This window comes from Limnohabitans sp. TS-CS-82, from assembly GCF_002943475.1.
The window spans coordinates 15,466-29,702 of record NZ_PTQX01000016.1; the positions used below are offsets into that span (position 1 = coordinate 15,466).

The window sequence follows — 14,237 nt, forward strand, 5'->3', positions numbered from 1 at the left end:
TCAGGTGGTTTGCGATGCATTCAGCTCATTGGCTAGACGCTGAAAAAAGGAAATACTCTTGGGGTTGGCCATCGCATCGGGGCTGGCCACCTTGTCGGCTATTGCGCCCAACAACAGTTTGCGTACCGGTACTTCCATCTTTTTTCCCGTGAGCGTGCGCGGAATTTCATCGACCTGATAGATCTCGTTGGGTACGTGTCTGGCGGACGCCTTGGACTTGATCTGCTGAACGATCCGAGCCTTCAAGGCCTCGTTCAGCACCTGGCCTGGCACAAGCACCACAAACAAAGGCATGAACGAGGGACGTCCCAGGTATTCGAGGTCAACCACCAGGCTGTCACGGATCTCTGATAACTCCTCCACCACCCGATAAATTTCGGCAGTCCCCATGCGTATACCGTAGCGGTTGATGGTCGAATCTGACCTGCCGTAGATCACAGAGGTACCACGTGTCGTGAAGCGAATCCAGTCGCCATGACGCCAGATGCCTGGATACATCTCAAAGTAGCTTTCCAGGTAACGGCGTTGCTCGAGGTCACCCCAGAAGCAAATAGGCATTGATGGCATGGGCTTGGTGACCACCAGTTCACCTACCTCGTCGATCACCGATTGGCCGTTGTCGTCGAAGGCATAGGCGGCCACACCCAGCTCGCGACACTGAATTTCGCCTGCAGTCACCGGCAGGATTGGCGCACAGGCCACAAAACCCGAGGCGATGTCGGTGCCACCACTGATCGAGGCGAGCCAGATGTCGGGCTTCACTGCGTCGTAGACCCAGTGGTAGGCGTCGATGGGGAGCGGTGAACCAGTGGCGTTGATGGCTCGCAGACTTTGCAGTGGCACGATATCGCGTGGGCGCAGACCGTCCTTCATGCAATTGATCAAATAGGCCGCGCCGCAGCCGAAAAGAGTAACCTTTTTTTCGTCGATGAAACGCCATAACTCTTCGGCTTCCGGCCATGCTGGGTTGCCGTCGTAAAGCACGATGCTCGCGCCAGTCAGCAAGGCACCGATCTGGAGGTTCCAGACGATCCAGCCCGTCCCGCCGAGAAACAGCAAACGGTCGGCTGGTCGAAGATCGTGCTGCAGCGCCATGGTCTTCAAGTGCGTCAGCACAATGCCGCCCTGGCTGTGCACAATGGCTTTCGGCAGCCCGGTGGTACCCGACGAATACACGATCCACAGCGGATGTGCAAAAGGCAGACGTTCAAATCGCAACTCAGCGTCAGCTGCAACGACCTCCGACCACTCCAAACGATCTCGCCATGCAGGTGGCTTGTGGGACACTGCTCGGCAAATCGGTCCGGCCACGTGGATGACATGTCGAACGGTGGGCAAGGCCAGCAGCAATTCGTCCACCAGTTCGCGCCGGTCGTGGGTCTTACCGTTGTAGCTGTAGCTGTCCACGGCCAACAGAACTTTGGGTTCGATCTGCCGGAACCGATCCAGTACCACAGAGACCCCCATGTCGGGCGCACAACTTGACCAGATCGCACCCAGACTGGCACAGGCCAAGAATGCCACCACCGTCTCGGGCCGATTGGGCATGTACGACGCCACCCGATCACCAGGACCTACCCCCAACTCACGCAGACGGGCTGCCATGGCACCAGTGTCACGCTTCAGGTCTGCCCACGAGACCTCGTGGGTTCCAGTGTCTTCACTGCGTGCGATGATTGCTGGGCGCTTGTCGGTGGCACAACGAAACACATGTTCGGCGTAGTTCAAACGGGCATTTGGAAACCACTGTGCGTCAGGCATCGTCGCAGAGCCCAGCACGGGTTCGCTGACACCATCGGCTTGCACGCCGAAGAAGTCCCAGATCGACTGCCAGAACGCCTCCAACTCATCGACAGACCACGCCCAAAGGTCGCTGTAACTGTTGAAGTTCAGGCCCTCTTCTGTGGCCAGCCAGCGCATGTAAGCCGCGAGCCGAGTCGGTTTGATCTGATCCGGTCGGGGTGTCCAAAGGACCGCGGCGGTCTCTTGGTTTGAATTCAAAGTGTTCATGACAGCATTTCCAGCAAACGGTCAACGCCACGGATAGACAGATGCGCGCGACTGGCTGTTGGCAAACGCTCGAAGTCCTCGGCGCTACTCAGTCCTGTATGAACACCAATCGACATGGCTCCACCGCGATGTGCCATCGCGTTCTCAAGGCTGATGTCATCGCCAACGATCGCCATCTGAGATGGCCTCACACCACCCAGGCGGCCGCTGGCACAGGTCAGGGCCTGGGTCGAGGGCTTGCCCACGACCACTGCTTTCTTACCCGTGACGCTTTGCACTGCCGCCGAGAGGGCACCCGAAATGCCCAGCGTTCGACCTTCACGACTGGCGACGACGGCTGCTTTGGAAACGGTATAAAACGCCGAGCCTGACCAGACAGCGCGGCATGCCGCGTCCAGGTCGGCCAAGACGAACTCAGGATGCCAACCGATCAGCACTGCGTCCGCGTTGTCCGCACGTTCAGGAGAACGCACAACGTCAAAACCTGCATCAACCAAAGGCCTCCACACACCTTCGCCGCCTAGGACCAGCAAACGCTTGTATCCACGGCGCTGGAAGAGATCAATCGCCACGCTGACGGGAGTCATGGTATGCCGCTCATCAAGCTCGATGCCGATTGCGGTCAAGGCCTGCGACAACTGCTGGGGCGTTTTGGTGCTGCCATTCGTGAACCCGACATGTGGAATACACCGTTCGCGCAGCAAGGCCAATAATTCACAGGCACCCGGTAATGGCTGATATCCACTCAGGCGTTTGTCGGCGAGTGCAAGGGTTCCGTCGATGTCGAACACAAAGCCGCGTACGTTGGACAATCGGGTTTCGGCGTAGGCAGGCGCTGGCGTGTGAACCGTTTTCTGAATCATGTGACTGCTCCCGTGGTTGTACCGGGCCGGTTGGACCGCAGGTCCAGCAGAAAGCCTTCCCTTTCAACCCGCGCATGAGTGACATCGGGCCGCCGAGCCAACTCGCCGACCAGCCGTTCCACTGGGCTGGCCACCGGGCTGTAGTGTTGGCGGCATGGGCCTGCAGCCACCATCGCGTCCACCTGCTCAGCGGGCATCGTGGCGCGCAAAATGAACTCCTCGTCGGACAGGCGAGAATCGAACCGGCGACGCAGTTCCGCCAGTTCCGGCATTGAACTCTGCTTGGCCAGCTCACGAGCCCGAGGCAGCTGCTCTATTCGGTCACGCACGTTGGCGTCCATCGGTGCAGGCGGAGTGCCGAAGCGGCCGATCACGTAGCGAATAACTTCGTCAGGCACGTTGGCGTAGCGCTCTGGAGCCAACACATTCATCACAGCCATCGTCCCAACCACTTGCGAGAACGGTGTGACCATGATGGGATAGCCCAATTCGTGGCGAACGCGTCCAACTTCTTCAAATACTTCGGGTAGACGGTGCTCCTGGCGCATCTCGCGTAACTGACGCCGCATGGTGCCGATCATTCCTCCCGGTAGTTGATGCTGGAAGTAGCGCATGTCGTACTCCTGCGGTACGCCGGGGGCGAGGCCCTCGGCAGCGGCAAGCGCAGCAAAGTAGCTACTGATTCGACCGATGGCTTCCATGTCGAGGTTCACTGAGACACCCTGGCTTTGCAGATTCGCCACCACGTTCTCGATAGCGGGTTGGCTGCTGCCATTGCCCAGTGGCCGTGCGGCGGTGTGCAGGGTCTGGACGCCGAGCTCTGGCGCTTCGGCGTAGGTGAAAGGGGCCAGGCCGATCGTGCAATGAGAATGCAACTCCAGTGGTTTTCCTCCCAGCGCTGCGCGCAGCGCAGGCAGCAGCGTGCGGGCGCGCTCGGGCGTCAGCAAGCCCCCCGGGTCTTTCAAGTAGACGCGAGTGATAGCAGGCACAGCAGCAAGCTTGCGCGCAGCATCGGCAAAGTGTGCGTCATCGTGGATTGGACTGACCGTGTAGACCACGGCACCCACGATCTCGCGTGCGCCCGCTGCCGCAATAGCGTTGGCAGTATCGGTTACGGCCTGCATGTTGTTCATGGGATCCATCACCATGAATCGCTCGATGCCATTACGTACCAGTAGCTTGTAGGACAGTGCCATCAGCTCAGGATGCGCAGTCTCCCATGAAATGAATCGCATCCCAGTTGACAGGAAGCTAAGTGGCGTGCGCGGCATACGCGCCTTCATCAGGCGGATGCGTTCCCAAGGGTTTTCCTTGTGGAATCTAACGGTCACAGCCATGTGCGTGCTGGTGGTGAAGTCGATCGCGCGGTAGCCGACGCGGTCGAGATCGGAAGCGATCTCCAGCATCATGCCGGTGCGCAGACCCGTGGCGCCCCACAGGCTTTGGTTGCCGTCACGCAGCGTGGTGTCGATGAAGTCAGGGCTGTTAGCGCTCATGAGCGAGATCCTTCAGAAACGGGGTGAGTAGCTTGCTGGCCAAAGATGGCCGCACCGGAGCTCGCCAGAAATCGCCCGAGAAAGCCGGTGTCGAATCCGCCCTCGATAAATTCGGGTGTAGCCAGTACGGCACGGTGCAGTGCAATATTGGTGAGCACACCTTTGATGTGCACATCCGCCAACCCAGACTCCAGCAGTTGCCGTGCTTGCTCACGGTCGCTGCCCGTGGCAATCACCTTGGCGATCATCGAGTCGTAGTACGGAGGGATCATGGCTCCAGCCTCCATGTGGGTGTCCACGCGCAAGTCTGTCCTGGCTGGGAAGTGGGCCGTGGAAAGTCTGCCCGGTGCAGGTCGGAAATCCTGCGTCGGGTCTTCGGCGTTGATGCGGCACTCGATCGCGTGGCCCGTCAGTCGCACGTCGGACTGCTTCATGCGCAAGGCGTGCCCTTGCGCCACGATGATTTGTTCGGCCACAAGATCAAGCCCAGTGATCTGCTCGGTCACGGGGTGCTCCACCTGGATGCGCGCATTCATCTCTAGGAAGTAGAAGCGTTGGCGCGCCACATCGACCAGGAACTCAATCGTTCCCAGACTTCGGTAGTTGATGTGTTTGGAAAAGCGAACCGCTGCCGCGTGCAGGTCTCGGCGCATCTCGTTGCTGAGGTTGGGGGCTGGGGCCTCCTCGATCAGCTTTTGGTAGCGGCGTTGTACCGAGCAGTCTCGATCACCGAGGTGGATAACGTTTTTGCCATCGCCCAGGATCTGCACTTCTACGTGGCGACCTTGCGTGACGAAACACTCCACATAAACCCGTCCGTCACCGAAAGCAGCCAGGGCCTCTGAGCTGGCCAAATCGAACAGCTCGCTCAATTCTGTCGGCGTGTTGGCGCGTTTTAAACCGCGTCCGCCGCCACCGCCCACAGCCTTGATCAGTACCGGGTAGCCAATCTGTTCGGCCATCTCCAGCGCTGCAGGCAGATCGTCTACCTGGCCGCCAGGTGCAATGGGCACTTCGGCCTGTTCTGCGCAGCGACGCGCCTCGAGTTTATTGCCTACCCGTTCAATCTGCTCAGCCGTGGGGCCGATGAAGACCAGTCCGTTTTCTTCGCAAGCCGCGGCGAACTCCGCTCGTTCCGACAGAAAGCCATAACCCGGGTGAATCGCCTGGGCGCCGACACCACGAGCCGCCTCGATAAGGGTGCCGATACGCAGATAACTGTCTGTGGCACGTGCAGGACCAATACATACAGCGCGATCAGCCAAGCGTGCGCCCATGCTGTCGCGGTCAGCCGCCGAAACCGCCAGCACCGACTCGATGCCAAGGCGCCTGAGCGTGCGGATGATGCGAACGGCAATCTCGCCACGATTGGCCACCAGCACCCTGCGGATCGGGCCGTCCAGGGCCAGTTGGTCTGCTTTTCTCATGGCCGCGCTCACGACGGACGCACTCGCATAAGAACCTGATCGAACTCGACCAGGTCACCGTCGCGGGCTAAGACTTCGACAACCACGCCTTCTACCTTGGCAGAGATCGAATTCATCAGCTTCATGACCTCAATGATCCCCACGGGGGTGTCCACGCTGACACGGCCACCAACGCTAACAAACGGTTCTGCGCCGGGCTTGGGTGCGCCATAAAATGTGCCCAACATTGGAGCGCGGACTTCAAGCAATGGTATGTCGTCACTGACTTGTGGTGCCACTTTTGTGGGGGCTACCATAGGCGCAGAAATAGAAGGTGTCGCTGCTGCCTCGGGTACTGAAGGTGCGTTTTGTGCTGGGCTTGAGATTACTCCTCCCCTGCGCAGTGACAGCTTGATGCCATCGGCTTCAAGCTGCAATTCATCGAAATGCGAACTGTCTAACAGTTGGAGTAGACGCTGAACGTCTTCGTGGGAAAAACTCATGAACATGTCTCCTTGAATACACGGCTGCGACTGTGCAGTAATTAAGGAGACGCGACACACCGACCTCAACGGCTGTGTCCAGTGCTGTCTTGTCTCCTGTCAATTTTTTTGCATCCCGACATATCAAATCCGGGATTAACGCGAGTATCTGCATCAGGCATGTTCATCAGGTAGGATCACGTACTAAGTTTTCTCCTGGTGAAACTCACTAAAATCCTACAAATCATGCGTGACTACAAAGTCAAGTCGATTCGTGCCCTGGACAGGGGCCTTGAAGTGCTGCTGTACCTGCACCAGGCGCGAGCCGCCAGCCTGCATGATCTGTTCCTCGCGACCGACCTCCCTAAAGCCACATTGACGCGCTTGATCGTCACGCTTGAAAAGCGCGGATTGGTTTGGCAGCGTTTAGCCGACGGTGCCTACATGGCCAGCCACACCCTGCAACCACGCGCAGCACAGCTCAGTGATGAGAACTATTTGGTAGAGGTTTCTGCTCCGGTGATGGAGCGTCTTTGTCGCAAGGTCAACTGGCCTTCGGTACTTGCTGTCCCGCGCCTCGATTGCATGGAGGTGATTGAGACCAATCGACCCAAATCCTACTTCTCGCATGTACCGGTAGGTCCAATAGGCTTCCGCATAAACATGCTGCGATCAGCGTCTGGCCGCGCATACATTGCTTTTTGCAGCGAGAGCGAACGTCAGGCGATGCTGCAGCGCTTAGTGGCTAGCAGCGAACCAGGTAATTTCATGGCGCGCCAACCAGTGATGGTTGAGCGACTACTCGATGAGACAAGGCGGTTAGGGTACGGTCACCGAACCCCTGACTTTGGCGGCCATTTCGACCAGACACGCAGGGAGTGGGATGACGACAGAGATTCGATTGCTGTACCGATCTGGGCGGGTGACGAAGTAATCGCAGCGCTAAATTTGACATGGATGCACAAGGTTGCGACTGTTCCGCAGATAGTGAAGGCGCACCTGCCCGAACTTACTGCTGCCGCACGTGAAATTTCAATGCGGCTTGTCGGGGTCTAAAAACCGTACTTTTACGCCATCTCATGGTTTTTCGCGATGCACCCCAATACCGAACCCCTTCTAGCCATTGAATTTCCTAAAACTTCATAGTCTGGCTTTTTTCAAATGACCGCTTTAACCTACAGGGCGGGCATTGGTTAACGGCAGCTCCTGGCCGGAAACCACCTATCGAGCTCGATTAAAACCAAGTGAGAAAGTCAGTCCAAAAGCCTGATTCCGACCGGTTCCAATCCCTTTTGCTCGGGAATTGGCTGGGTCCAACTCAATCCCTGAAACCCGCATGAATACTGGGCTCGGCTCATGGACACGTCCACAAGCCGGGAGAGAAAAAGGAGAGAAATTCGCTCTCTGTGGACAAACACCAGTGAATTTGACCCACCGCGTCCACAAGAAAAAACGCAAAAGCCTGCAGAAACAGGGCTTTCCGGGAAAGAAAAAGGGGGACAGAGAAAGTCTGTCCCCCGTGTATGGTGGAGCTGGCGGGATTTGAACCCGCGTCCACAAGCCTTTTTCGTACAGTTCTACATGTGTAGTCGTCTGATTTGAGTCTCGCCGTGTGCGTCGCGCAGCGACACGCTACGCACCCAGCCAGTACCCTTTTTTCTCACACCACCTCAAGGTACCCGAGGTGATGCCAGCCCATATGTTTTCCCTTGCAGCTAGGAAGTCTTGCGACCCCCTAACCCAGCCTATCGGCCAACTGTTGCAAGGCTCACCGGATTAAGCGGCGAGTGCGAAACGTTCGTCGTTTGCAGTTAGTTTTTTTTCCGAAGATTAACGAGGATCAGAACCTCGACATGCCCTGCCACGCGTCCGAACCCATGTCGAAACCAGTGCAGCCCCAAGTCTCGTATTTTAGGCCTCTGCCAGCAATTGCAAGAGCTTATTTGGTGAATCAACAGATAAATCTGCACCCCAGGTGCTGACATCGGTCTTTTCGCCCAAATATCCGTAGGTGGCAGCCACGGTAGGCATGCCTGCGGCTCGACCTGCAGCAATGTCACGCTCGTCGTCACCCACATACAAACACACCTCGGGCGGCAAGGCCAAACGGCGGGCTGCTTCAAACAAGGGTTCGGGATGCGGTTTGGGGTGCGGTGTGGTGTCGCCGCTCACGATAGCGCGCGCACTTGCAAACAAGGGCATGGCGGCTGTGAGCGGATCCGTAAAACGCGCCATTTTGTTGGTCACCACGCCCCAAGGCATTTGGCGCAGTTGAAGATGCTCAATCAAATCGTCCACGCCGTCAAACACATAGGTGCGCACGGTCATGGCGGCTTCGTAGTTGGCAAAGAACTCTTCGCGCATGGCCATGAAGCCTTGGTGTTCGGGCGTCATGTCAAACGCGACCTTCAACATGCCACGTGCACCAGCACCCGCCAAAGGACGGTACAACTCGTAGGGGAGTGACGGCATACCGCGGTCGGTACGCATTTTGTCAGCAGCTGCGCCAAGGTCAGGAGCACTATCAATCAAGGTTCCGTCCAAATCGAACAGCACCGCTCGGATATGTTTCAGCATCACAGAGGCCTTTGCGTTGCAACCATGTAGTTGACGCTGGTGTCACCACTCAACCAGTAGCGACGAGTGAGCGGGTTGTATTCCATTCCACGGGTGTGTTGCCACTCAAGGCCGGCTTCGCGGCAATCACGCGCCAGCTCGCTGGGACGGATGAACTTGGCGTACTCGTGCGTGCCACGGGGCAGCAGGTTCAACACATACTCCGCCCCCACGATGGCAAACAAAAACGATTTGGCGTTGCGGTTGAGCGTGGAGAAAAACACATGACCACCGGGCTTCACCAATTGGGCGCACGCACGCACAATGGACGACGGATCTGGCACGTGCTCCAGCATCTCCATGCAGGTGACCACATCAAAACTGGCAGGCTGCTCAACAGCCAAAGCTTCTACGGCCACTTCGCGGTACTGCACATTGAGCGTTTGCGCTTCCAAAGCGTGCAGTTGCGCCACCTTGAGCGACTTGGTCGCCAAATCAATGCCCAAAGCGTGGGCACCAGAACGCGCCATGGCATCAGTCAAAATGCCACCACCACAGCCAACGTCCAACACTTTTTTGCCTTGCAAAGGCGTAATGCCATTGATCCAATCCAAACGCAATGGATTGATTTGGTGCAAAGGGCGAAACTCGCTCTCGGGGTCCCACCAGCGGTGGGCGAGGTCTGAAAATTTGGCCAATTCGGCAGGATCGGCGTTGGTGTGCGTGGCTGTTTGATGCATGGTCTGTATTGTCGTTCAACCAAAAAGAAACCCCGCCGAGGCGGGGTTTCTTTTTTAGATCAAGTCAGATCAGTTCTTGCGGGTACCCACAACTTCGATCTCAACACGACGGTTCTTAGCGCGACCTTCTTTGGTTTTGTTGTCAGCAACAGGTTGCTTCTCGCCTTTACCTTCGGTGTAGATGCGGTTTTTCTCGATGCCCTTAGAGACCAAGTAAGCCTTCACAGCTTCAGCGCGACGCACTGACAATTTTTGGTTGTAAGCGTCAGAGCCGATAGAGTCAGTGTGACCCACAGCAATGATGACTTCCAAGTTAATGCCCTTGACTTTGGACACCAAGTCGTCCAACTTGGCCTTACCTGCAGGCTTGACCACCGACTTGTCGAAGTCAAAGAATGCATCAGCAGCATAAGTCACTTTAGAAGCAGCGGCTACGGGAGCGGCAGCAGGAGCTTTTGGAGCGGCAGCAACAGCGCCGTCACAGCCAGGAGCTGCAGTAGCAGGTGTCCAGTTGGCATCACGCCAGCACAAACCTGTGGAGTTTTTCCACACGTCGCCAGAAGCATTGCGCCAGTTGTCAACGTTTTGAGCCATAGCAGCAGTTGCCAAAGCAGCGGTAGCAACAAAAGCTGCCAAGTTCTTCAAGTTTTTCATGATTCACCTCTGAGGGATTTATAAGCCGCAGACCACTCTGCGAATTCAGGCAGTCAAGGCATGCTTACCTGTGACGCTTAGAAATATTGTGCCATATCCAAAACACCTAACTTCTACTCATCACCAGGTAAGTCAAAAGTTGTTGCATAGCTGCCACAAGTAGGCCGCCTACTTATCAGCCTAAAATGTTCGGTTTCCTGCTTTACGGCCTCTTTCATGACCCAGTTCGCCAAAGAAACCTTGCCCATCAGCCTAGAAGAGGAGATGCGTCGCAGCTACCTAGATTACGCCATGAGCGTGATTGTGGGCCGCGCCCTCCCCGATGCGCGTGACGGCTTAAAGCCTGTGCACCGCCGCGTCTTGTTCGCGATGCACGAGCTCAACAACGACTGGAACCGCCCCTATAAGAAGTCAGCCCGTATCGTGGGTGACGTGATTGGTAAATACCATCCGCACGGCGACAGTGCGGTGTACGACACCATCGTGCGTATGGCGCAGGACTTTTCGCTGCGCCACATGTTGGTGGACGGCCAAGGTAACTTCGGCTCGGTCGACGGCGACAACGCTGCGGCCATGCGTTACACGGAAATCCGTTTGTCCAAAATCGCTCACGAAATGTTGAGCGACATCGACAAAGAAACCGTCGATTTCGGCCCTAACTACGATGGTTCTGAAAAAGAACCGTTGGTGCTGCCCAGCCGCATTCCTAATTTGCTGGTCAACGGCTCCTCCGGCATTGCCGTGGGTATGGCCACCAACATCCCACCTCATAACTTGAACGAAGTGGTGGATGCGTGTTTGCACATGCTGCGCCACCCAGAAGCCACCATTGACGAATTGATGGAAATCATTCCAGCACCTGACTTCCCAACTGCCGGCATTATTTATGGCATCAGCGGTGTCAAAGACGGCTACCGCACGGGCCGCGGCCGCGTGGTCATGCGCGCCAAGTGCCACTTTGAAGACATCGACAAAGGCCAACGCCAGTCCATCATCGTGGACGAACTGCCCTACCAAGTGAACAAAAAGACCTTGCAAGAACGCATGGCCGAATTGGTTCACGAGAAGAAGATTGAAGACATTAGCCACATTCAAGACGAGTCTGACAAGTCAGGCATGCGTTTGGTGATTGAGCTCAAGCGCGGTGCCGTGCCTGAAGTGGTGTTGAACAACCTGTACAAGCAAACCCAGCTGCAAGACACCTTCGGTATCAACATGGTGGCCTTGATTGACGGCCAGCCCAAGCTGTGCAATTTGCGCGATTTGATTGCTGTGTTCTTGGGCCACCGCCGCGAAGTGGTGACACGCCGCACCATCTTTACCCTGCGCAAAGCCCGCGAACGCGGCCATGTGCTGGAAGGCTTGGCTGTGGCATTGGCCAACATCGACGAGTTCATTCGCATCATCCGCAACGCACCCACGCCGCCTGTGGCTAAGGCCGAGTTGATGACCAAGTCATGGGACAGCCAACTGGTGCGCGAAATGCTCACCCGTAGCCGTGCCGATGGCGGCGTGATCAACGCTGACGACTACCGCCCTGATGGCTTGGAAAAAGAATTCGGCATGGGCAACGACGGCCTGTACCGCTTGAGCGACACCCAAGCACAAGAAATTCTGCAAATGCGTCTGCAACGCTTGACGGGTCTTGAGCAAGACAAGATCGTCAACGAATACAAAGACGTCATGGCCGAGATCGATGACTTGCTCGACATCTTGGCCAAGCCTGAGCGTGTGTCCACCATCATTGGTGACGAGCTGACCGTGGTGAAAAATGAATTCGGCCAAAGCAAGCTCGGCGCACGCCGCAGCGTGATTGAGCACAACGCCCAAGATTTGGGCACCGAAGACCTGATCACCCCCACCGACATGGTGGTCACGCTCAGCCACAGCGGCTACATCAAGAGCCAACCTCTGTCTGAATACCGCGCCCAAAAACGCGGCGGTCGCGGCAAGCAAGCCACGGCAACCAAAGAAGACGATTGGGTGGACCAACTCTTCATCGCCAACACGCACGACTATTTGCTGTGCTTCTCCAACCGTGGCCGCTTGTACTGGCTCAAGGTGTGGGAAGTGCCTGCGGGTTCACGCGGTTCACGCGGTCGCCCCATCGTCAACATGTTCCCGCTGCAAGAAGGCGAAAAAATCAACGTCGTTTTGGCGCTGACAGGCGAAGCACGCACCTTCCCTGAAGACCAATTTGTGTTCATGGCCACGTCCATGGGCACGGTCAAGAAGACGTCTCTGGACGAATTCAACAACCCACGCAAGGGCGGCATCATCGCCGTCAACTTGGACGAAGGTGACTTCTTGATTGGTGCAGCCCTGACCGATGGCAAGCACGATGTGATGTTGTTCAGCGACGGCGGCAAAGCCGTGCGCTTTGACGAAAACGATGTGCGCCCCTTGGGTCGCAGTGCCCGCGGCGTGCGCGGCATGATGATCGAAGAAGGCCAAAGCGTCATCGCCATGTTGGTGTCTGAACAAGAAGATCCAGCAGCAGTGACTGACGAAACCGTGGCCCGCGCCAGCGTGTTGACCGCCACCGAAAACGGCTACGGCAAACGCACCAACATCAGCGAATACACCCGCCACGGCCGTGGCACCAAAGGCATGATTGCCATCCAGCAATCTGAGCGCAACGGCAAAGTCGTGGCAGCTACCTTGGTGCAAGCGGACGACGAAATCATGCTCATCACCGACACCGGCGTGTTGGTGCGTACCCGCGTGGCTGAAATCCGCGAAATGGGCCGCGCCACACAAGGCGTGACCTTGATTGGTTTGGATGAAGGCGCCAAGCTCAGTGGCTTGCAACGCATTGTCGAAAACGATGCCAACGCACACTTCAGCGAAGGCGCAGAAGATGACAACGCCGAAGGTGGCACTGACGCGCCAAGCGAAGGCTAATTCAAGCATGACTCGCCCCTTCAATTTTTCTGCAGGTCCAGCGGCCATGCCGCTGGAGGTTTTGCAGCAAGCCGCTGCTGAAATGATCGATTGGCATGGCAGCGGTATGGGCGTGATGGAAATGAGCCATCGCGGCAAAGAGTTCATCAGCATTTACGAACAGGCCGAGGCCGATGTGCGCGAGCTGTTGGCAGTGCCAGCCAACTTCAAAATCTTGTTCATGCAAGGCGGTGGCTTGGCAGAAAACGCCATCGTGCCCTTGAACCTCTCACGCGGCGAAATCGTTGATGTGGTGGTCACTGGCAGCTGGAGCGAGAAGTCTTACAAAGAAGCCAGCAAATACTGCACATCGCATTTGGCAGCCACGGGTGCTGAAAGCCACTTCACGTCTATCCCTGCCGCAGCGCAATGGCAACTCAGTGCGGGTGCGCAATACGTGCACATCTGCACCAACGAAACCATTCACGGTGTGGAGTTCCACATCCTGCCCGACCTCAAAGCCTTGGGCTCTGATGCACCGCTGGTGATTGACTTCTCTTCACACGTGCTCTCGCGCACTGTCGATTGGTCAAAAGTCGGCGTGGCCTTTGGTGGTGCACAAAAGAACATTGGCCCCGCAGGCGTGACGCTCGTCATCGTGCGCGAAGACTTGCTGGGCCACGCGCTCAAAGCATGCCCCAGCGCATTCAACTACAAAACTGTGGCTGACAACGGCTCGATGTACAACACGCCGCCCACCTACAGCATCTACATGGCAGGCTTGACCTTCCAATGGCTCAAGCGCCAAGGTGGCGTGGCTGCGATGGAACAACAAAACATCGCCAAAGCCAAGCTTTTGTACGACTTCTTAGACAACTCCAGCTTCTACAGCAACAAGGTCGCGCACGACTGCCGCTCGCGTATGAACGTGCCTTTCTTCTTGGCAGATGAGTCACGCAACGACGCTTTTTTGGCCGGTGCCAAAGCCGCAGGCTTGTTGCAGCTCAAAGGTCACAAGTCGGTCGGCGGCATGCGCGCCAGCATCTACAACGCCATGCCCATCGAGGGCGTGCAAGCGCTGGTGAGCTACATGCAAGCGTTTGAAAAAACACAGGCTTGATTGAGCATCTGAACGAACAACAACACC

Annotated in this window: 11 protein-coding genes and 1 other RNA gene; 3 read left to right on the top strand and 9 right to left on the bottom strand. The window is 56.9% G+C overall.

Annotation, left to right across the window (positions count from 1 at the left end):
* From C5F52_RS24120 to accB, 5 genes are read right to left on the bottom strand one after another with little or no spacing between them, the layout of a single operon-like run.
* A complete protein-coding gene (locus C5F52_RS24120) occupies window positions 1–2,010 on the bottom strand; it encodes an acetoacetate--CoA ligase (RefSeq protein ID WP_104800918.1) in 2,010 nt (669 codons plus the stop codon).
* Window positions 2,007–2,873, bottom strand: coding sequence for an HAD-IIA family hydrolase (locus tag C5F52_RS24125; protein ID WP_104800919.1), 867 nt, complete (start codon window positions 2,871–2,873; stop codon window positions 2,007–2,009). Before C5F52_RS24125 ends, C5F52_RS24120 begins: the two co-directional genes overlap by 4 nt.
* Complete coding sequence (locus C5F52_RS24130) at window positions 2,870–4,369, bottom strand: biotin carboxyl carrier protein (protein ID WP_104800920.1); 1,500 nt, start codon at window positions 4,367–4,369, stop codon at window positions 2,870–2,872. The genes C5F52_RS24125 and C5F52_RS24130 overlap by 4 nt, the downstream gene beginning before the upstream one ends.
* The gene (locus C5F52_RS24135) at window positions 4,366–5,796 is read right to left on the bottom strand and encodes an acetyl/propionyl/methylcrotonyl-CoA carboxylase subunit alpha (RefSeq protein ID WP_104801052.1); all 1,431 of its coding nucleotides are present in this window, start codon (window positions 5,794–5,796) and stop codon (window positions 4,366–4,368) included. Before C5F52_RS24135 ends, C5F52_RS24130 begins: the two co-directional genes overlap by 4 nt.
* 8 nt (window positions 5,797–5,804) lie before the next feature.
* Window positions 5,805–6,278 (bottom strand): acetyl-CoA carboxylase biotin carboxyl carrier protein, encoded by a 474-nt coding sequence (accB, locus tag C5F52_RS24140; RefSeq protein ID WP_161499761.1) that lies wholly within the window; start codon window positions 6,276–6,278, stop codon window positions 5,805–5,807.
* Window positions 6,279–6,503: 225 nt separating this feature from the next.
* On the opposite strand from accB, the gene C5F52_RS24145 reads away from it, so the two are divergent.
* The gene (locus C5F52_RS24145; RefSeq protein ID WP_104801053.1) at window positions 6,504–7,313 is read left to right on the top strand and encodes a helix-turn-helix domain-containing protein; all 810 of its coding nucleotides are present in this window, start codon (window positions 6,504–6,506) and stop codon (window positions 7,311–7,313) included.
* 468 nt (window positions 7,314–7,781) lie between these two features.
* On the opposite strand, the gene ssrA is transcribed toward C5F52_RS24145, so the two are convergent.
* The 4 genes from ssrA to ompA form a co-directional block, all read right to left on the bottom strand.
* Window positions 7,782–8,156: a transfer-messenger RNA gene (ssrA, locus tag C5F52_RS24150) on the bottom strand.
* Between the two features lie 12 nt (window positions 8,157–8,168).
* Window positions 8,169–8,834: an HAD-IA family hydrolase gene (locus C5F52_RS24155; protein ID WP_104800922.1), complete on the bottom strand. Its 666-nt coding sequence runs from the start codon at window positions 8,832–8,834 to the stop codon at window positions 8,169–8,171.
* Entirely contained in the window at window positions 8,834–9,553 is a 720-nt protein-coding gene (ubiG, locus tag C5F52_RS24160; RefSeq protein WP_104800923.1) for a bifunctional 2-polyprenyl-6-hydroxyphenol methylase/3-demethylubiquinol 3-O-methyltransferase UbiG, read from the bottom strand. Before ubiG ends, C5F52_RS24155 begins: the two co-directional genes overlap by 1 nt.
* 69 nt (window positions 9,554–9,622) lie before the next feature.
* Window positions 9,623–10,207, bottom strand: coding sequence for an outer membrane protein OmpA (gene ompA / locus C5F52_RS24165; RefSeq protein WP_104800924.1), 585 nt, complete (start codon window positions 10,205–10,207; stop codon window positions 9,623–9,625).
* Window positions 10,208–10,423: 216 nt separating this feature from the next.
* Here ompA and gyrA point away from each other — a divergent pair, with 216 nt between their 5' ends.
* Window positions 10,424–13,111 carry a DNA gyrase subunit A gene (gene gyrA / locus C5F52_RS24170; protein ID WP_104800925.1) on the top strand — a complete coding sequence of 896 codons (2,688 nt, stop codon included), beginning with the start codon at window positions 10,424–10,426 and terminating at the stop codon, window positions 13,109–13,111.
* 7 nt (window positions 13,112–13,118) lie between these two features.
* Entirely contained in the window at window positions 13,119–14,210 is a 1,092-nt protein-coding gene (gene serC, locus C5F52_RS24175; RefSeq protein WP_104800926.1) for a 3-phosphoserine/phosphohydroxythreonine transaminase, read from the top strand.
* Window positions 14,211–14,237 lie beyond the last annotated feature (27 nt).